The organism is Phenylobacterium sp. Root1290 (assembly GCF_001425305.1).
Classification (GTDB): Bacteria; Pseudomonadota; Alphaproteobacteria; order Caulobacterales; family Caulobacteraceae; genus Phenylobacterium.
On record NZ_LMEE01000002.1, the window covers coordinates 814888 to 831723 of the forward strand.

At 67.6% G+C, this 16836-nt stretch carries 17 protein-coding genes; 12 read left to right on the forward strand and 5 right to left on the reverse strand.

Going from position 1 to position 16836, the window contains the following annotated elements; all coding sequences use genetic code 11:
* The gene (locus tag ASC79_RS13490) at positions 1 to 1188 is read right to left on the reverse strand and encodes an acyl-CoA dehydrogenase family protein (RefSeq protein WP_056017175.1); all 1188 of its coding nucleotides are present in this window, start codon (positions 1186 to 1188) and stop codon (positions 1 to 3) included.
* Positions 1189 to 1752: 564 nt separating this feature from the next.
* Between ASC79_RS13490 and ASC79_RS13495 the strand changes: the two genes are divergently transcribed.
* The 12 genes from ASC79_RS13495 to ASC79_RS13550 are packed head-to-tail and all read left to right on the forward strand — an operon-like array spanning position 1753 to position 11463.
* A complete protein-coding gene (locus tag ASC79_RS13495) occupies positions 1753 to 3663 on the forward strand; it encodes a methyl-accepting chemotaxis protein (protein WP_235528660.1) in 1911 nt (636 codons plus the stop codon).
* Positions 3664 to 3699: 36 nt separating this feature from the next.
* Entirely contained in the window at positions 3700 to 3981 is a 282-nt protein-coding gene (locus tag ASC79_RS13500) for an STAS domain-containing protein (RefSeq protein WP_056017182.1), read from the forward strand.
* A gap of 10 nt (positions 3982 to 3991) precedes the next feature.
* Complete coding sequence (locus ASC79_RS13505) at positions 3992 to 4357, forward strand: response regulator (protein WP_056017186.1); 366 nt, start codon at positions 3992 to 3994, stop codon at positions 4355 to 4357.
* Between the two features lie 29 nt (positions 4358 to 4386).
* Positions 4387 to 6711: a chemotaxis protein CheA gene (locus tag ASC79_RS13510; RefSeq protein ID WP_056017189.1), complete on the forward strand. Its 2325-nt coding sequence runs from the start codon at positions 4387 to 4389 to the stop codon at positions 6709 to 6711.
* A gap of 2 nt (positions 6712 to 6713) precedes the next feature.
* Positions 6714 to 7184, forward strand: a complete 471-nt coding sequence (locus ASC79_RS13515; protein WP_056017192.1) for a chemotaxis protein CheW — start codon at positions 6714 to 6716, stop codon at positions 7182 to 7184.
* Positions 7181 to 8062, forward strand: coding sequence for a protein-glutamate O-methyltransferase CheR (locus ASC79_RS13520; RefSeq protein WP_056017195.1), 882 nt, complete (start codon positions 7181 to 7183; stop codon positions 8060 to 8062). The genes ASC79_RS13515 and ASC79_RS13520 overlap by 4 nt, the downstream gene beginning before the upstream one ends.
* Entirely contained in the window at positions 8059 to 9096 is a 1038-nt protein-coding gene (locus tag ASC79_RS13525; protein ID WP_056017198.1) for a chemotaxis response regulator protein-glutamate methylesterase, read from the forward strand. The genes ASC79_RS13520 and ASC79_RS13525 overlap by 4 nt, the downstream gene beginning before the upstream one ends.
* Complete coding sequence (locus ASC79_RS13530; protein WP_056017201.1) at positions 9096 to 9485, forward strand: response regulator; 390 nt, start codon at positions 9096 to 9098, stop codon at positions 9483 to 9485. Before ASC79_RS13525 ends, ASC79_RS13530 begins: the two co-directional genes overlap by 1 nt.
* Entirely contained in the window at positions 9482 to 10042 is a 561-nt protein-coding gene (locus ASC79_RS13535) for a chemotaxis protein CheD (protein ID WP_056017204.1), read from the forward strand. Before ASC79_RS13530 ends, ASC79_RS13535 begins: the two co-directional genes overlap by 4 nt.
* Entirely contained in the window at positions 10042 to 10407 is a 366-nt protein-coding gene (locus tag ASC79_RS13540; protein WP_056017207.1) for a hypothetical protein, read from the forward strand. Before ASC79_RS13535 ends, ASC79_RS13540 begins: the two co-directional genes overlap by 1 nt.
* A gap of 13 nt (positions 10408 to 10420) precedes the next feature.
* Positions 10421 to 11017, forward strand: a complete 597-nt coding sequence (locus ASC79_RS13545) for a response regulator (RefSeq protein ID WP_056017210.1) — start codon at positions 10421 to 10423, stop codon at positions 11015 to 11017.
* Positions 11014 to 11463, forward strand: a complete 450-nt coding sequence (locus ASC79_RS13550) for a hypothetical protein (RefSeq protein WP_056017213.1) — start codon at positions 11014 to 11016, stop codon at positions 11461 to 11463. Before ASC79_RS13545 ends, ASC79_RS13550 begins: the two co-directional genes overlap by 4 nt.
* Before the next feature lie 40 nt (positions 11464 to 11503).
* Here the strand turns inward: ASC79_RS13550 and ASC79_RS13555 are convergent, their stop codons facing one another.
* The 4 genes from ASC79_RS13555 to ASC79_RS13570 form a co-directional block, all read right to left on the reverse strand.
* Positions 11504 to 11977 (reverse strand): hypothetical protein, encoded by a 474-nt coding sequence (locus tag ASC79_RS13555; protein WP_056017215.1) that lies wholly within the window; start codon positions 11975 to 11977, stop codon positions 11504 to 11506.
* Positions 11974 to 12576, reverse strand: a complete 603-nt coding sequence (locus tag ASC79_RS13560) for a two-component system response regulator (protein ID WP_056017218.1) — start codon at positions 12574 to 12576, stop codon at positions 11974 to 11976. Before ASC79_RS13560 ends, ASC79_RS13555 begins: the two co-directional genes overlap by 4 nt.
* Positions 12577 to 12671: 95 nt before the next feature.
* Positions 12672 to 14180, reverse strand: a complete 1509-nt coding sequence (locus ASC79_RS13565; RefSeq protein WP_056017222.1) for a CehA/McbA family metallohydrolase — start codon at positions 14178 to 14180, stop codon at positions 12672 to 12674.
* A complete protein-coding gene (locus tag ASC79_RS13570; RefSeq protein ID WP_056017225.1) occupies positions 14180 to 16639 on the reverse strand; it encodes a TonB-dependent receptor in 2460 nt (819 codons plus the stop codon). Before ASC79_RS13570 ends, ASC79_RS13565 begins: the two co-directional genes overlap by 1 nt.
* Positions 16640 to 16836: the final 197 nt, after the last annotated feature.

The window sequence follows — 16836 nt, forward strand, 5'->3', positions numbered from 1 at the left end:
TCAGGCGCTCGCAAGCTTGGGTTCGCGCGGCATGGCCAGGCCGCGTTCGGCGATGATGTTCTTCTGGATCTGGGCGGTGCCGCCGCCGATGATCAGGCCCAGGTCGAACATGTAGTTCCACTGCCAGGAGCCCTTGGCCCGCAGGTGGGGGCCGTCCTCGTAGAGCACGCCCAGTTCGCCCAGCGCGTCGATCGCGAGGGCGGCGATCTGGTGGTTCAGTTCGCAGCCCTGCAGCTTGACCACCAGGCCGGCCATGCCGCTCGCCTCGCCGGCCATGGAGGCGGTCAGGTTGCGCAGGCCGTTGAACTTCATGGTCAGCACCCGGGCCTGCAATTGCATGGCGCGGTCGCAGAACACCGGGTCGTCGATCAGCCGGCGACCATCGACGCTCTCGGTCTTCATCAGTTCGATCAGCGCGTGCAGCCGCGCCTCGGTGGCGTTGGGATCGCCCAGCATGCCGCGCTCATGCTTGAGCGTGGCGTTGGCGACGAACCAGCCCCGGCCGCGCCCGCCGACCACGCCGCTCTTGGGCACGCGGACGTCGGTGAAGAACACCTCGTTGAACTCGGCCGAGCCGGTCATGGTCGTCAGCGGCCGCACCTCGATCCCCGGCGTCGTCATCGGGAACAGGATGTAGGAGATGCCGTCGTGCTTGGGCGCATCCGGCTCGGTGCGCACCAGGCAGAAGATCATGTCGGCCTGGGCCGCGGTGCTGGTCCAGATCTTCGAGCCCGAGATCACGAAGTCGTCTCCGTCCTCGACCGCCTTGGTCTGAAGGGAGGCGAGATCGGAACCGGCGCCGGGTTCGGAATAGCCCTGGCACCAGACCACCTCGCCGCGCAGGGTCGGGCCGATCCAGCGCTTCTTCTGCTCCTCCGACCCGACCTCGAGCAGGGTCGGCACCAGCATCGAGATGCCCTGGTTGGCGAAACCGCGCGGCGCGCCGACGCGAGTGAACTCCTCGGCGATGATCCGGGTCTTGAGGATGTCGGGCTCGGCGCCGTAGCCGCCGTATTCGCGAGGAATGGTGCGTGCGGCATAGCCGTGGTCGATGAGCAGCCGCTGCCACTCCAGGGCGGCCTCGCGCGGACGCACGGCGTCGCCGACATAGCGATCGCGGTGCTTCGTCAGGAAGGTGCGAACCTCCTCGCGAAAACCTTCCATTTCAGGCGTGAATCTGAGGTCCATCGGCGTCCTCCCAGGGCGTCGTCGCCTCTAGGCGAGCACCCCGGCCAGCGCCCCGCAAGTGTGACCCGACGGAACCTGGGCGGTTAGCGGGTTGCTCTCGACATCTCACATTGGACTTATGTTCAAGATGAGATGGGCGTCACTATATTACCTAGGACTGTATTGTCAGCGCGCCGCACATCCTGAGGTTAGGGCGGTGATCGGGCCGCCTCACCCCCTGTGGCGGCTTGTCGCAGCTAACTCTGCAAACCCCCGCAAACACATAGAAAACGGCGCCTGCGCGACAGTTGCAGTAACCATTTCTTCAGCCGGAACGACCTAGCGGTAGGACGTGAGATGGGGGGCTGACGCACCAGGACGCCCACCGTCGAAAAGTATTCGTAGGAGAATAGTGCACGTCCTCAGGCGTAGAGCTTTCGTATAGTTGAGAACATCGTTTTGCAGATGCGGGCCGGGTCAATCCTTTCCAGCATTTTCTTATGATCGGTACGGAAGAGAAGCCTTGGGCGCGCTCGCCTCGCATCGCGCAATTGAGCGATGCGGTCTGAACCCCGGGGACGGCCTGTGTTTGTCGACAATCTGAAGATCTCCCGCAAGCTGGCCCTGGGCTTCGCTGCGGTCGTGCTCACCATGGCCGGCATGGGCGGCGCGATGATGATCAACCTGCGCACGCTCGATCATGCGCGCGAGGAGATCAAGGAGAGCCGCGAAGTGCTCTCGGCCCTCGATGAAGCCAAGTTCTTCATGACCCGGCAGGAAAACAGCTACCGCGGCTATCTGCTCTCGAAGAGCGACTACTACGTCGAGCGGGTGAACAAGCACCGCGCGAACTTCAGGAAGCGCCTGGAGACCGCGCGCGCCGGCCTGGCCGACTCGCCCGACCTGGCCGCGAAGATCGACACCGCCGCGGGGGCCGCCGACAAGTGGTACGCCGAGATCTTCGAAGCCGGCGTGAAGCTGGCCTCCGATCCGGCCACGATCGACCAGGCCATCGCCATGGTCGGCCCGGACGGCGCCGCCGACTCCGTCATCGCCCCAGCCGAGGACGCCATGGACGCCGTCCAGGCGGCGATGAACGAAGAAATGGCCCGCCTCCAGGCCAAGCAGATCAAGGCCTCCAGCACCGCCACGGCGAGCCTGGCCATCGGCATTACCCTGGCGGTCCTGATCGCCATCGGCCTCGGCTGGCTGCTGAGCAAGATGATCGCCTCGCCGGTGAACGCGATGACCGCCGCCATGCGCCGGCTGGCTCAGGGCGACTTCACCGCCGCCGTCCCGGCCATGGGCCGCAAGGACGAGGTCGGCGAGATGGCGCAGGCCGTCGCCGTCTTCAAGGAAGCGGGTATCGAGAAGCTGCGTCTTGAAGGCCAGACCGCCGAGCAACGCGCCGCCGCCGAGGCCGAGCGCCGCGCCCGCGAGGAAGAAAAGGCCCTCCAGGCCGAGCAGGACGCGGTCGCCATCGGCGCCCTGGCCGAGGCCCTGGGCAAGCTGGCCCACGGCGATCTGACCCACCGCATCACCGCCGAATTCGCCCCGCAGGCCCAGCAGCTGAAGACCGACTTCAACGCCGCCATGGTGCAGCTGCAGGACGCCATGAGCGTCGTCATCTCCAACGTCCAGGGCATCAAGAGCGGCGCTGGCGAAATCAGCATCGCCGCCGACGACCTGTCGCGCCGGACCGAGCAGCAGGCCGCCAGCCTGGAAGAGACCGCTGCGGCGCTGGATGAGATCACCGCCACGGTCAACAAGACCGCCAGCGGCGCCAAGACCTGCAGCGACGTGGTGCTGGGCGCCCGCGGCGATGCGCAGAAGAGCGGCGAAGTGGTGCGGCAAGCCGTCGCGGCCATGAGCGAAATTGAACAATCGGCGCAACAGATCAGCCAGATCATCGGCGTGATCGACGAGATCGCCTTCCAGACCAACCTGCTGGCGCTGAACGCCGGGGTCGAGGCGGCGCGCGCCGGGGAAGCCGGTCGCGGCTTTGCGGTCGTCGCCTCCGAAGTGCGGGCCCTGGCCCAGCGCTCGGCCGAAGCCGCCAAGGAAATCAAGACCTTGATCTCCGCCTCCAGCCAGCAAGTCGGACAGGGCGTGCACCTGGTCGGCGAGACCGGCGAGGCCCTGCAACGCATCGTCCGCCGCGTGGCCGAGATCGACGAACTGGTTTCGGAGATCGCCGCCAGCGCCCAGGAGCAGGCTGTCGGCCTGCAACAGGTCAACACCGCCGTTAACCAAATGGATCAGGTCACTCAGCAGAATGCAGCCATGGTCGAGGAATCGACGGCGGCGAGCCATGCCCTGGCGGGCGAGGCCGAAACCCTCTCGGGGTCCGTCGCGCGGTTCAAGATCGGCCACGCGCAGGCTGCGCAGACCGGACGCCGTCCGGCCGCCGCGGCCCCGCAGATCAGACGGTCGAGCCGTGACGGTTCGGCGCTTCGCAAGCCGGAGCCCGAGTCGGACGGTTGGGAAGAATTCTAGGGCGCCGCACAAGGCGGCCCCTTGGGGGGAGTTAAGATGACGGAGCCCGCGGCGCCCGCCGTAGTCAGCTTGCAGCCGATCCTGGATCTGCAGGCCGCCGAGCCCCTGCGGGCCGAACTGATGGCCTTGCGCGGCCGTCCCCTGACGCTGGACGCCTCTCAGGTCACGCGCCTGGGCGGGCTCTGCCTGCAGGTTTTGATGTCCGCGCGCAAAATCTGGGCCGAAGACGGCCTTAGCTTAACTGTGGATCAACCGTCTTCGGGCTTTTCAGAACAATTGGCTGCATTCGGCGAGCCCGAGCTGCAATTCGAGTCCTAGGGGGAATCTCGTGAGCAAGACCGTCCTGACGATCGACGATAGCCGCACCATGCGGGAAATGCTGAACCACGCCCTGGTTCAGGCCGGATACACCGTGATCCAGGCCGTAGACGGCGTGGAAGGCCTGGAAGTTCTGCAGGCGAACGGCGCCGACGTCGTCATCACCGACATCAACATGCCGCGCCTCGATGGCTTTGGCGTGATCGAAGGCGTCCGCGCCAATCCCGATCACCGCGCCACGCCGATCCTGGTGCTGACCACGGAAAGCGATGCGGCCAAGAAGGAGCGGGCGCGCGCCGCCGGCGCCACCGGCTGGATCGTGAAGCCCTTCAATCCCGTGAAGCTGGTCGAAGCCGTCCGTCGGGTCGCCGCCTAAATACCTTTTCCCCCAACCGGAGCGTTCCGTTGGATCCGTTCGAGAGCATCAAGCAGACCTTCTTCCAGGAGTGCGACGAGCTCCTGACCGACGCCGAGCAGGGTCTGCTGGCTATGGAGACGGGCGACGCGGACAGTGAGACCATCAACGCGGTCTTCCGGGCGGTTCACTCCGTCAAGGGCGGCGCGGGCGCCTTCGGGCTGGAAGATCTCATCCGCTTCGCCCACGTCTTCGAGACGGTGATGGACGATCTTCGCTCGGCGAAGATGGAACTGACCGACGAGGTCGCCAAAACCCTGCTGCGCGCCTTCGACGTGCTGGCCGACCATGTGGCCGCCGCGCGCGACGGCACGATGGTGGACGAGGCCCGCTCGACCAACATGCTGTCCGAGCTCAAGTCGCTGATCGGCGACGGCCTGGATGACGAAGGCGATCTGGGCGGCGACGAGGACTTCGGCTTCGTGCCGATGGCCGTTTCGATCGACGACGACGGCGCGGCCCCGTCGATGGACTTCGACCTGCCGCCCCCGATCGCGCTGGAGCCCGAACCGGTCGCCGCCAGCGGCGGCGCCTGGGTGATCACCTTCGGTCCCAAGACCGAGATGTACGCCAAGGCCAACGAAGCGGGCCTGGTGCTGCGCGAACTGGCGCGTCTGGGCGAGACGGAGGTCACCCTCGACGACAGCGACCTGCCGCCCCTGGACCAGATCTCGGCCGAGAGCGCCTATATCCGCTGGACCATCCGGCTGACCACCGAGTCGGACGAAGCCTCGATCCGCGAAGTGTTCGAGTTCGTCGAAGACGACTGCCTTCTGTCGATCATCCGCGAGGGCGGCGACGAGCCGGCCCCCAAGGCCGACATTCCGGTCAGCGACGACGACCTGGCCAAGGCGAGCGCCGACGCCCCGCTGGACCTGGCCGCCCTGCTGGCCCGGGTCACCGGCGACGCGCCGGCCGCCGAGGCCGAGCCGGAACCCGCGCCTGAACCGGCCGCCGACATGGATGTCGCCGCGCTGATCGCGCGCGCCCAGGCCGAGGCTCCGCCGGCGGCTCCCACGCCCGTGGCGGCTCCCGCGGCCGCAGCCGCCCCGGCTCCGGCCGCAGCGAAGGCGGCGCCCGCCAACACCAACGCCCCGGCCGCGCCGGCGCAGGCCACGATCCGCGTCGATCTCGACCGCGTAGACCGCCTGATCAACGCCGTCGGCGAACTGGTCATCCAGCAGGCCATGCTGTCCCAGCGCGTGCTGGAGAGCGGCCTGGCGCGCTCGTCGAACGTCGTGCTCGGGCTGGAAGACCTGGAACTGCTGACCCGCGAGATCCAGGACAGCGTCATGGCCATCCGCGCGCAGCCGGTGAAGAGCGTGTTCCAGCGCATGCCGCGCCTGGTCCGCGAGGTCGCCGACATGGTCGGCAAACGCGTCAAGCTGGTCATGGAAGGCGAAGGCACCGAGGTCGACAAGACCGTCATCGAGCGCCTGACCGATCCGATCACCCACATGCTGCGCAACGCCATCGACCACGGGCTGGAAACGCCCGAGGGCCGGGCCGAGGCCGGCAAGCCCGCCGAGGGCGTGGTCCACATGCGCGCCCTGCACCGGGGCGGGCGCATCGTCATCGAGATCCAGGACGACGGCCGCGGCATCAACCGCCAGCGCGTACGCGGCATCGCCGTGGACAAGGGCCTGATCGCCGAGGACGCAGTGCTGTCGGACGAGGAAGTCGACAACCTGATCTTCCTGCCCGGCTTCTCCACCGCCGAGACGATCTCCGACATCTCAGGCCGCGGCGTGGGCATGGACGTGGTCCGCCGCTCCATCCAGGCGCTGGGCGGCCGCATCTCCATCTCGTCAGAACCGGGCAAGGGCTCGAAGTTCACCATGTCCCTGCCGCTGACCCTGGCGGTGCTGGACGGCATGGTGGTGACCGCGGCCGAGCAGACTCTGGTCGCCCCGCTGTCGGCCATCGTCGAGAGCCTGACCCCGCGCCCGGAAGACGTGCACTATGTGGGCGGCAAGGACGCTGTGATCCGGATCCGCGACACCTTCGTGCCGCTGATCGACGTGGGCGTGTCGCTTGGCTTCCGCGACGGGCCGATGGAGGCCGGACAGGGCGTGGCCATCCTGGTCGAGAGCGAGGGCGGCGGCAAGGCGGCCCTGCTGGTCGACGCGATCCAGGGCCAGCGCCAGGTGGTGATCAAGAGCCTGGAAGCCAACTATCAGCAGATCGAGGGCATCGCGGCGGCGACCATCCTGGGCGACGGCCGCGTCGCCCTGATCCTCGACGTCGACGCCCTTGTGACCACGCAGCACCGGCGCAAGCCGGCGCCGCGTAGCGAAAAGCGAATGGCAGGATAAGCATGACCGATCCCGTCACCCAGACAGCCGCCGGCGCCCGCCGCGAACTGATCGCCTTCCGCATCGCCGACCAGGAATTCTGCGTCGACATCATGCAGGTGCGTGAGATCCGCGGCTGGACCGTGGCCACCCCCCTGCCCCGCACGCCGTCCTACATGAAGGGCGTCATCAACCTGCGCGGCGCGGTGCTGCCGATCGTCGACCTGGGCGCGCGCCTGGGCCTGGCCACCAGCGAGCCGAGCGCCCGCCACGTGATCATGGTGGTCAATGTCGGCGGCCGGACGCTTGGCCTGCTGGTCGAGGCGGTCAGCGACATCATCAATGTCAGCGACGACATGGTGCAGCCGACGCCGGACGTCGCCTGCGACCAAGTGAAGACCTTCGTCAAAGGCCTGTTCGCCATCGACGGCCGCATGGTCAGCCTGATCTCGCTGGATCGGGTCCTGCCCGAGACCGAGGCCGAAGCCGCATGACGAGCCCAGTCGATACGCGCGCCAGGGGCGGCGCCGCGGCCGGACTGGTCGAAGGCGAGTTCCTGTTCACCGAGGACGATTTCAAGAAGATCGCCCACATCCTGCATAGCCACGCCGGGATCGCCCTGGCCGAGGGCAAGGCCGCGCTGGTCTATTCCCGCCTGGCCAAGCGGCTGCGGTCGCTGGGCATGCGCTCGTTCCGCGAATACTGCAGCCTGATCGAGGGGCAGCAGGGCGTCGACGAGCGCCAGACGATGATGGCGGCGCTGACGACCAATGTGACGCGCTACTTCCGCGAGCCGCATCACTTCGACCATCTGCGCGACGTCGTCATGCCAAAGCTGGCCGAGACCGCCCGCCGCGGCGGACGCGTGCGCCTGTGGTCGGCCGCCTGCTCCAACGGCCAGGAGCCCTACTCCATGGCCATCACGGTGCTGACCGCGCTGCCAGAAGCCGCCAGCCTGGACGTCAAGATCCTGGCCACGGATATCGACCCGAACATGGTCGCCGAAGGCAAGGCGGGCATCTATCGCGAGGACGCGGTGGCCCCGGTGCCGCTGGAACTGCGCCGCAAGTGGTTCAAGAAGGCCAGCTCCGGTTGGGAAGTCGCCGACGATCTGCGCACGTTGGTGGCCTTCCGCGAGCTGAACCTGATCGGCGACTGGCCGATGAAGGGCAAGTTCGACGTCATCTTCTGCCGCAACGTCGTGATCTACTTCGACGAGCCGACCCAGGAGCGGATCTGGAGCCGCTTCGCGCCCGCGCTCGTGCCCGGCGGCACGCTCTATATCGGCCATTCCGAACGCGTGTCGGGCCCGGCCACGACCCAGTTCGAGACCACCGGCCTGACCACCTACGCCCTGCGAGGCGGCCGATGACCGTCGGTGTCCTCGTCGTCGACGACAGCGCCACCATGCGCGGCCTGATCGCCGCGGCGCTGAAGCGTGATCCCGAGATCGAGGTCCTGGGCTTCGCCAACGACCCGCTGGAAGCGCGCGAGCAGATCAAGAAGCTCAATCCCGATGTCGTCACGCTCGACATCGAGATGCCGAAGATGAACGGCCTGGAGTTCCTGGAAAAGATCATGCGCCTGCGGCCGACGCCGGTGGTCATGGTCTCGACCCTGACCCAATCCGGCGCCGAGGTGACCCTGGAAGCCCTGGAACTGGGCGCCGTCGACTGCGTCGGCAAGCCGGTGGGCGGCGTCACCGCGCAGGAAGCCTTCAACGACCTCACCGCCAAGGTGAAGGCCGCGGCCCGCGCCCGCGTGAAGCCCTACAACGGTCCGACCGCGCCGGTCGAACGCGACCGCGACTATCGCGCCTCCGATGCGATCCTGGCGATCGGCTCCTCCACGGGCGGCGTCGAGGCGCTGATGACCATCCTGGCGACCTTCCCCGAGACCTGCCCGCCGACCGTCATCACCCAGCACATGCCGGCGACCTTCACCAAGAGCTTCGCCGCGCGCCTGGACCGCATTTCCGGCGCGCACGTCACCGAAGCGCGCGACGGCGACCGGCTGCAGCCGGGCCACGTCTACATCGCGCCGGGCGGCGACCAGCACATGGAGGTGCTGTCCGCGTCGCACCCGGTGATCCGGCTGCGGGCCGGCGAGCCGGTCAACGGCCACCGCCCGTCGGTCGACGTGCTGTTCGAGTCGGTCGCCAAGCTCAACCGGCACTCGGTGGGCGCGATCCTGACCGGCATGGGCCGGGACGGCGCCTCGGGCCTGCTGGCCATGCGCCAGGCTGGCGCCCGCACGCTCGGCCAGGACGAGTCCTCGTGCGTCGTCTACGGCATGCCGCGCGTCGCCTTCGAAATCGGGGCCGTCGAGAAGCAAGTCGGCCTCTCGCGCCTCGGTCCCGCCATCTTGAACCTCTGCTCCGCCGCAGACCACCATAGGAGCGCCTGATGCCCACCGCTGTCAGCATCAAGACCCTGATCGTCGACGACCAGCAGACGATGCGCTCGTTGATCCGCACCAGCCTGCACGCCCTGGGCATCACCCAGACACGTGAAGCGCCCGACGGCGAAGAGGCCCTGCGCCAGATCATCGCCGCGCCGGCGAACCTGGTGATCACCGACTTCAACATGCCCAAGCTGGACGGCCTGGGCCTGCTGCGCGCGATCCGCGCCCATGGTCCGACCTCGAAGACCGCCGTCATCATGCTGACCGGCCGCGCCGACCGCGAGCTGGTCCAGCGCGCGGTGCAGTTCGGCGTGAACAACTACCTGGTGAAGCCCTTCACCACCCAGACGCTCAAAGAAAAAATCGAAGCGGTGTTCGGTCCCCTGACATGATCGTCGAAAACGTCTCCGGACGACCGGGCAAGCGGGTCCACGTGGTGCAGGGAGAGCACCACATCTCCAGCGATCCCGATGTCATGCTGACCACGATCCTCGGATCGTGCGTGGCCGTGTGCATGCGCGACCCGAAGACCGGCGTCGGCGGGATGAACCACTTCCTGTTGCCCACCGGCAAGGTCGAGGGCCTCGACGAAGGACGCCGCTACGGCGCCTACGCCATGGAACTGCTGATCAACGAACTGCTGCGCTCGGGCGCGCGGCGCGATCGTCTCGAAGCCAAGCTGTTCGGCGGGGCGCGGATGTTCGGCGGCCTCTCGGATGTCGGCGCTTCGAACGCCGCCTTCGCCGAGAAATTCCTGCGCGACGAAGGCATCCCGGTCGTGGGCTCCAGCCTGGGCGGGCTGGCGGCGCGGCGGGTGCAGTACTGGCCGACGACCGGCCGGGCGCAACAAAGAACTGTCACTGATAACGCGGAGCTAACCCGTCTGCGCGAACCTGTGGCGCGGGTCCCTGCGCCGGTCGAGGACGAAGGGTCCGTGGAGCTGTTCTGATGAGCCAATCCGCCCTCGTCCGCACCCCGGAGGTCCTGGCCTCCATCGCCCAGGAGCTGGAGCACGCCGGAGAGCTGTGCGACCGCCTGGAAACCCTGGTGACGCAGCTGGTCCGCGCCAGCCGCGGCGAGCCGCTGGCCATCGCCCTGCACGAAGCCCAGACCCTCGACGTGCTGACCCAGCACCTGGCGGCCCTGGCCAACTTCACCCGCAAGCTCTCGGCCCAGGCCGCGAGCGACGCCTATGACCTCACCGACGCCGTCGCAGGCGTTACGCTCGGCGATCTCGCCAACCGCCTGGCGCGGGTGACCCGTGAGGGTTCCGCCCGGGCGGCGGCCGACGCCGGGGACCTCGACCTCTTCTGAAGCGGCGCGCCAGATGGCCCTCGACCCCAAGATCAGGATCAATCTCGACCGATCGGTGGTGCTGCTGGTCCAGCAGAACTCGCAGGCCATGGACGCGCTGACCGCGATGTTTCGTGGGTTCGGCGTGCGCAAGCAGTTCAAGGCTGCCACCGGCGCAGAGGCCATGCACGTCGTGAAGACGCAGGAACTCGACCTGATCGTCACCGACTCCCACCTGCCCGACATGGACGGCTACGACCTGGTGCACTGGCTGCGCCGTGAGGGACCCGACAACGCGCGATTCACGCCGGTGATCATGCTGACCGGCCACGCCGCGCGGACCATGGTCGAGAAGAGCCGGGATTCCGGCGCGAACTTCGTCGTCTCGCGGCCCTTCACCCCGGAAATCCTGCTGCAGCGGGTGTTCTGGGTGGCCAAGGACGAACGTCAGATGGTGGTTGCCGACGGCTATGTCGGTCCCGATCGCCGCTTCAAGAACATGGGTCCGCCCCTTGGCGTCAAAGGCCGACGCAAGGACGACCTCTCCACGCACGTCGGAGCCGCGACCGATCCCAACATGGATCAGTCCGACATCGACATGCTGCTGAAACCGATGAAGGCGCAACTGTGAGCGAAGCTGAATTCGTCAAGGTCAAGTACCGCTTGACCGAACAGGTCGCCCGCCCGGGCGGCATGACCGCGGGCATCGCCAACGAGCGGGCCCAACGCGAACTGGCCGCGCATGCCGGCGATGCGATGAAGTCGCTCGGCAATATGATCGGCCGCCTGGAAGCGATGAACCGCGAACAGACCGCGGCGCTGGACGCGGTCTATGAGGAAGCCTCGACCATCCTCGATATCGCCGGGCTGTTCGACAAGCGGGTCCTCTGCGACGCCTGCTACAGCCTGTGCGAACTGGTCGATCGCCAGCGCACGCACCAGCGCGCGGACTGGACCTCGATCGGGGTTCATGTGAGCGCGCTGCGCCTGCTGTGGACCAAGGACGGCCAGGATCCGGCGTCGCTGAAGTCCGTCGTCGACGGCCTGTGGTCGATCACGGACCGGTTGGCGCCTTAACCGTTCACGTCCAGCCCGGCGAGAGGCGGCTTGCCGCCGCCTACTCCGGCTTGGCGTAGCGCTGGCTGACCTTGCGCAGCCCCGCCAGGATCGCCTGAGTGCCGGCGACGTCGGCCGAGCCCTCGGTGTGCAGCAACAGACGGAACGCCCGCAGGTGCACGGTCACGGCGTTGGCGTCCCAACGCTCCTGTCCCTTCAGATAGTCGAGCAGATCCGACAGGCTGATCAGGGCGGTGTCGACCGCCGTCAGGCCGCAGACGCTGGGCACCCCGATCGGCTTGGCGACGATGTCGTAAAGCTCGCCCGCCAGCGCCGCGTCGTAGTCGGGGCCAGCCCGCGCGGCGCAGGCCTCGGCCTGCTCCAGCACCGTCTTCAGTTCCCCAAGGCATTCCGTCTTGAGGCTCGCCAGGCCCGCGCCCGCCCTCTGAACCGCCTCCGCCACCGGCAGACCGCCGGGCGTGCGCAACAGTTTGGCCAGCTTGACCGGCGGCGTGTGAATTCTGACCGAGCTCATAGTTCCACCCGTCTCGTCTTCATCAGGCCGTCGATGACTTCCTGATCCATGTTGGGGGTTTGGGCCTCGCCAATGTCGCCTTGCAGATCGTCACGGCGGCGGCCCGTCATGCCGGCGGGAACGCCGTCGTTCTTGAACCGGCGGTCGGGGCCGATGTAGGTGTCGCACTCGACGAACCGGCGCCCTTCGCGGGCGATCCAGATGATGCGCTCGAGCACGGCGATCGGCGTCAGCGGCTTGGCCATGATGAAGTGGGCGCCGCAATCACGCGCCTTCTGCACGGCATGGCTGGGGGTGTGCCCGGAGGTCAGCAACACCGGCGCATAGCAGTTCGGCTCGATCCGGCTCGACCGCAGCCAGGTCACGAAGTCATAGCCCTCGCCAGCCGCGCCCATGGCGTCGCAGACGATCAGGTCGACCTCGACCTTGCCGATGACGTCCTTCGCCTCGTCCACCTTCTCGCAGCGATGCAAGGTCTTGACCCCGAAGCCGGTGAGGATCTGCACGAGGATGCTCATCCCCATGGGGGATTCATCGAGCACCAGCACCGAAGTACGCTCGAGATTGAAACGGGCGCGGGATTCCGGACTCAGACCCATTCTTTTCCCGGGCGGCAGGACAACTGAGCCGACCCTAGGACGACACGGTTAATAACTGTTTCCGGGCCGCAGGCTGCGACGCCTGGCCACAGTGATCAGGGGCGCAGGTAGATCGGATTTCCGAGCAGCGCGAGCTTGCCGCTCGCGTCGCGCACATCGACGCGCAGCCATCGCGCCTGCCCGTCGGCCACGAGATCGAAGCTCAGCGTCTGGTCAGGGCCGACGAGCGCCAGGTCGCCCGGAGTCGCGAGCTTGGCCCCATCGCCGGACAGCACCACGCGGCCGCCGGGCACGCCGGCGACACGAACCTGAACCTTCACCTTGCGGCCGGCCGGGACAGCGAGCACGTCGCCCATCTGCGCCTGCGCCGCTCCGTCGTCGGCGTGGACCTCCAGCACCCGATCGCGCGTGCCCGCCACATCGAGGAAGACGTGCCCCTGCCGGATGGCCAGCAGGATGGCGGATTGGCTCAGGTCCGGGGCGCGCACCACCGTGGTCGGCACGCCGATGGCCGGCGCCTTGGCGGGATCGAGGCTGGCGTCGTGGTTGTCGGAGCCGCCGATCGCGGTGATCCGCCGCCCCTCGTCGAGCCGCGCTCCCCAGAAGGCCAGGCCCGACAGCGGACCGTCCGCCAGCCCGCCGTTGATCACCTCGATAGCCTGAACCCTGGAATAATCCGTACTCGGAGCAGTCCAGCCGCACCCCATGCAGAGCTCGCCGGACGGCAGGCCCGGATGATTGATCGACAGCAGCCCCCCGGCGCGTTCGGCCTGGGTCTGGATGTCCGCGAAGGTGGGCGCGCGCGGGCCGCCTAGCTGGAAGTCCACGAAGGCGGTGGGGCCGAACAGGTTGGCGTGGCCATAGAAGGTGGTGATCTCGCGCCCAGGCATGACCAGCAGGTCGTCGAAATAGGGCGCAAGTTCGCGCAGCGCCTCGAAGTGCGAGGTGGTGTTGTGGTCCGTCACCGCCACGAAATCGAGGCCCCGAGCGACCGCAGCCTCCAGCGTCTTGAACACCGGGCACGGGACCTTCGCCCCCTTACGCGAGAGACAGGAGCCGTCGCTGTGGCCGGTATGCATGTGCAGGTCGCCGCGCCACCAGCGCTCGCCGGCGGCGCTCGGCGCCTCGACGAAGCCGGTGAACGGCGCGCTGATGGGGTCGAACCAGATCTTGGCCACGTACTCGGCGCGCGCATCCTTGCGGATGTTCGGCGCGCCGAGGATCAGCTTCCAGGTCCCGGCCTTCAACGGACCTGCCAGATATGAGGGCGTGGCGTCGGCTTCGGCCACGGTGAAGCGGCTCTTGTTGCCGCCACTCCAGCCGCGGAAACGATCAGGATCGCGCAATCCCAGGTCGATGACCGACTTCTGTTCCTTGCCGGTGTAGCTGAAATCGACGGTCAGCCTCTGAGTCCCCTCCGGCGCCTTGAACGCGACCTCGGTATAGGTCTCGTGGGCCGCGCCGGTGAGCACGCCGGTCAGGATGAGGTCAGGCGCGCGCAGGACCTGCGCCCGCGCCGTCGCCGCTTCAAAGAAGAAGGCCAGGAGAGCGAGGGCGATCAACACCGCCCCCGCCCGCAGCCCCTGTTGCAGGGTCCGGATCATCAGAAGCGGTATAGCACGGCCGCCCGGAAGGCGCGGCCAAGCTCCGGACGCCCAAGATAGTACTTCGCACCGGTCTCGCCGCTGATGAACTGGCCCGCCCGCGGGTTGCCCTCAGTAAGGCCGATCTCGTTGGTGAGGTTCGTGCCGTAGGCGTAGAGCGTCAGGTTGTCGGTCACGTTGTAGCGGACCTGGGCGTTCAGCAGGAAATAGTCCGGGATGATCAAGGTGTTGGCCGCATCCGAGAAGCGCTTGCCGAAGTACTGAACGTCGCCCTCCAGCCGCAACTTTCCGTCCAGCAGGTTGAAGCCCGGGGTGATGCGGCCGCTGACCTTCGGCGCGCGCACCTGCACGTTGTCGGTGAAATCGCGCTGGACAAGCGCGCCGTTCACCACCTCGTTGAACTTGAAGTCGCCGAAGCGCGGGTCCTGGGCGGTGCCGGTGAACGAGACGTCGAACCACTCGACCGGCCGCACGACGCCTTCCAGTTCCACCCCATACGAAGTCGTCGAGGTGAACTCCGTGCGGCTGACGAAGGTGTTGGTCACCGGGTCGAAGCGCGTCTCGCCGAACGACTGGCTGTCGAAGCCGGTATAGAAGGCGGTCGCGTAGAAGCTGAACTTCGGCTCGTCGATCTTGATGCCCGCCTCGGCCAGATCGATACCCTGGACCCGCGGGTCCGTGCGGGTCGGATTGGTCAGGAAGTCGCCCAGCGAGGGCAGGCGGAAACCGTAGGTGTAGCGCGCGAAGACGCCAAGGTTCGGCTGGATCTGGTAGTTGACGCCGACCGTAGCGCCCCAGCCGTCGAACTCGCGGTCGAGCGGATCGAAGACGCCCGTGCCGCTGAGCACGGCGTCGTCGGCCGGCGTCGGCGATTGACCAAGGTTGATCGACGCGCTGCGCTCGTTACGGCCTGACATCTCGATGCGTTCCCAGCGGAAGCCGAGGTCGACGCGGAGCTTGTCGTTCAGGCTCCACTCGTCGGACGCGTAGAGGGCGAGCGTGTCGGACTCGCCCTCGGCATTGTTGAACTGCAGGCCGTAGCGCGAGATGCCGCCCTCGGTCAGGTTGGCGACCACCTGCCCCGCCGCATTGAGCGCGACGATGTCCAGCAGGCGGGCGTTGTCCTGCACATCGACCAGCGCCGAGGCGCCGATCTGGAAGAAGGTCTCTTCGACCTTGGCGTAGTAAAGCCCCAGCGCCACATTGTGGGTGTGGCCGCCGACCTCGAAGCGGTTGACCAAGCGAAGGTCGTTGACCCACTCGTCGAGGGTGATGTCCTGCTGCCGCATCGAGGCGTCCATCACCAGCCCGTTGCCGTTCTGACCCGCGACATCGAACCGCTCGGTCGGCGCGTTGACGAAGCGGTACTGGACGGACGTGGCGCCCAGCGCGGCCGGCAGGCCCGCCTGGACCTGGGCCAGGCGGGAGGCGGCGGTGACTGGCGTGTTGGGGAAAAGGCCGGCGCGCGCGACGTCGCTGGTGCGATAGCGCAGGTTGTCCTGCACCTCCCAGCCGCCGCCGAGCTCATAGTTGAAGTTGAAGCTGTACTGGGTGAGCTTCACGTCCGCGCCGCGCGTGAGATCGAAGTCGTACGGGCCGCGATTGGTGCGGAACGTGAACTTGCTGGTCTCCGGCCCCGCGAAGGTGCCGTAGTTCGGATCGAAGCCGGGCACACCGGCGGTCTCGCCCTTGGCGTCGAAGGTCAGCGGCACGCCCAGGAAGAAGATCGTGTTGTCGTCCAGGTGCTTGACGTTGAAGTCGATGGAGCCGCGCTCGAAGTCGCGGCCGATCGACAGGCGGATCTGGCCGCCCTCGTCGGCGCGGTAGCCGGGATCGCGCACGCCGTCGCTGACCCGGTAGAAGCCGCCCAGGCCGACGCGGAAGCCGGCCACCGGCCCGCCGACCCAGAAGTCGCCCCGCGCCAGGCCGTAGTCCCCGACCTGCGCCTTCACCAAGCCCTCGAAATGATCCGAGCCCTTGCGGGTGATGAAGTTCACCACCCCGCCCGGCGCGTAGGAGGTGAAGATCGAGGACGGGCCGCCGCGCACGACCTCCATGCGCTGCACGGTCTCGTCCATGCGGAACGAGAAGTCGGAATTGAGGAAGCCCAGCCCGCCGTCATGCTGGATCGGCGCGCCGTCCTCCTGCATGGCGATGGCGGAATAGCCTTCCATCGGAATGCCGCGGGCGCGGATGTTGGCCCCGGCCTCGCCGCCCGACGCCTCGACCCAGAAGCCGGGCACGTTCTTCAGCGCCTCGGCGACGCTGACCGGCGACTGCAGGCGCAGCTTCTCCTCGCTGATCGTGGTGATGGCGTAGCTGGCCTCGACCTTGCGCTGTTCGGCGCCGGCGCGGGCGGTGACGATCAGTTCTTCGACCGTCCCGGCGTCGTCGGCGAGCGCCGGCATGGCGGCGAGCAACGCGGTCGCGGCCGCGGCGGTGAAGAGTACAGCTTTCATGAGAATCGAGCCCCCGGAGGAATGTGCTGCGGGGGCTTTAAGGGCGCTTCATATCGGGGCGGCGAAGGTTCGGCGTCTGGGCGGCGACAGCTTCATTGCCGATTTGTGGCGACGACCGCCCTCGCGGCGCAAAAATCCGACCGATCGTGCGTTTCCCGTTGCCGTGACGGCGCCCCGTCCATATTTACGACGTAAGC

What these genes read in the sequence shown, in the direction of transcription:
- ASC79_RS13545 (WP_056017210.1), top strand. Translation starts at nt 10,421, where the DNA reads ATGGCCCTCGACCCCAAGATCAGGATCAATCTCGACCGATCGGTGGTG.
- ASC79_RS13490 (WP_056017175.1), bottom strand. Translation starts at nt 1,188, where the DNA reads ATGGACCTCAGATTCACGCCTGAAATGGAAGGTTTTCGCGAGGAGGTT.
- ASC79_RS13500 (WP_056017182.1), top strand. Translation starts at nt 3,700, where the DNA reads ATGACGGAGCCCGCGGCGCCCGCCGTAGTCAGCTTGCAGCCGATCCTG.
- ASC79_RS13515 (WP_056017192.1), top strand. Translation starts at nt 6,714, where the DNA reads ATGACCGATCCCGTCACCCAGACAGCCGCCGGCGCCCGCCGCGAACTG.
- ASC79_RS13530 (WP_056017201.1), top strand. Translation starts at nt 9,096, where the DNA reads ATGCCCACCGCTGTCAGCATCAAGACCCTGATCGTCGACGACCAGCAG.
- ASC79_RS13555 (WP_056017215.1), bottom strand. Translation starts at nt 11,977, where the DNA reads ATGAGCTCGGTCAGAATTCACACGCCGCCGGTCAAGCTGGCCAAACTG.
- ASC79_RS13520 (WP_056017195.1), top strand. Translation starts at nt 7,181, where the DNA reads ATGACGAGCCCAGTCGATACGCGCGCCAGGGGCGGCGCCGCGGCCGGA.
- ASC79_RS13560 (WP_056017218.1), bottom strand. Translation starts at nt 12,576, where the DNA reads ATGGGTCTGAGTCCGGAATCCCGCGCCCGTTTCAATCTCGAGCGTACT.
- ASC79_RS13535 (WP_056017204.1), top strand. Translation starts at nt 9,482, where the DNA reads ATGATCGTCGAAAACGTCTCCGGACGACCGGGCAAGCGGGTCCACGTG.
- ASC79_RS13540 (WP_056017207.1), top strand. Translation starts at nt 10,042, where the DNA reads ATGAGCCAATCCGCCCTCGTCCGCACCCCGGAGGTCCTGGCCTCCATC.
- ASC79_RS13570 (WP_056017225.1), bottom strand. Translation starts at nt 16,639, where the DNA reads ATGAAAGCTGTACTCTTCACCGCCGCGGCCGCGACCGCGTTGCTCGCC.
- ASC79_RS13525 (WP_056017198.1), top strand. Translation starts at nt 8,059, where the DNA reads ATGACCGTCGGTGTCCTCGTCGTCGACGACAGCGCCACCATGCGCGGC.
- ASC79_RS13565 (WP_056017222.1), bottom strand. Translation starts at nt 14,180, where the DNA reads ATGATCCGGACCCTGCAACAGGGGCTGCGGGCGGGGGCGGTGTTGATC.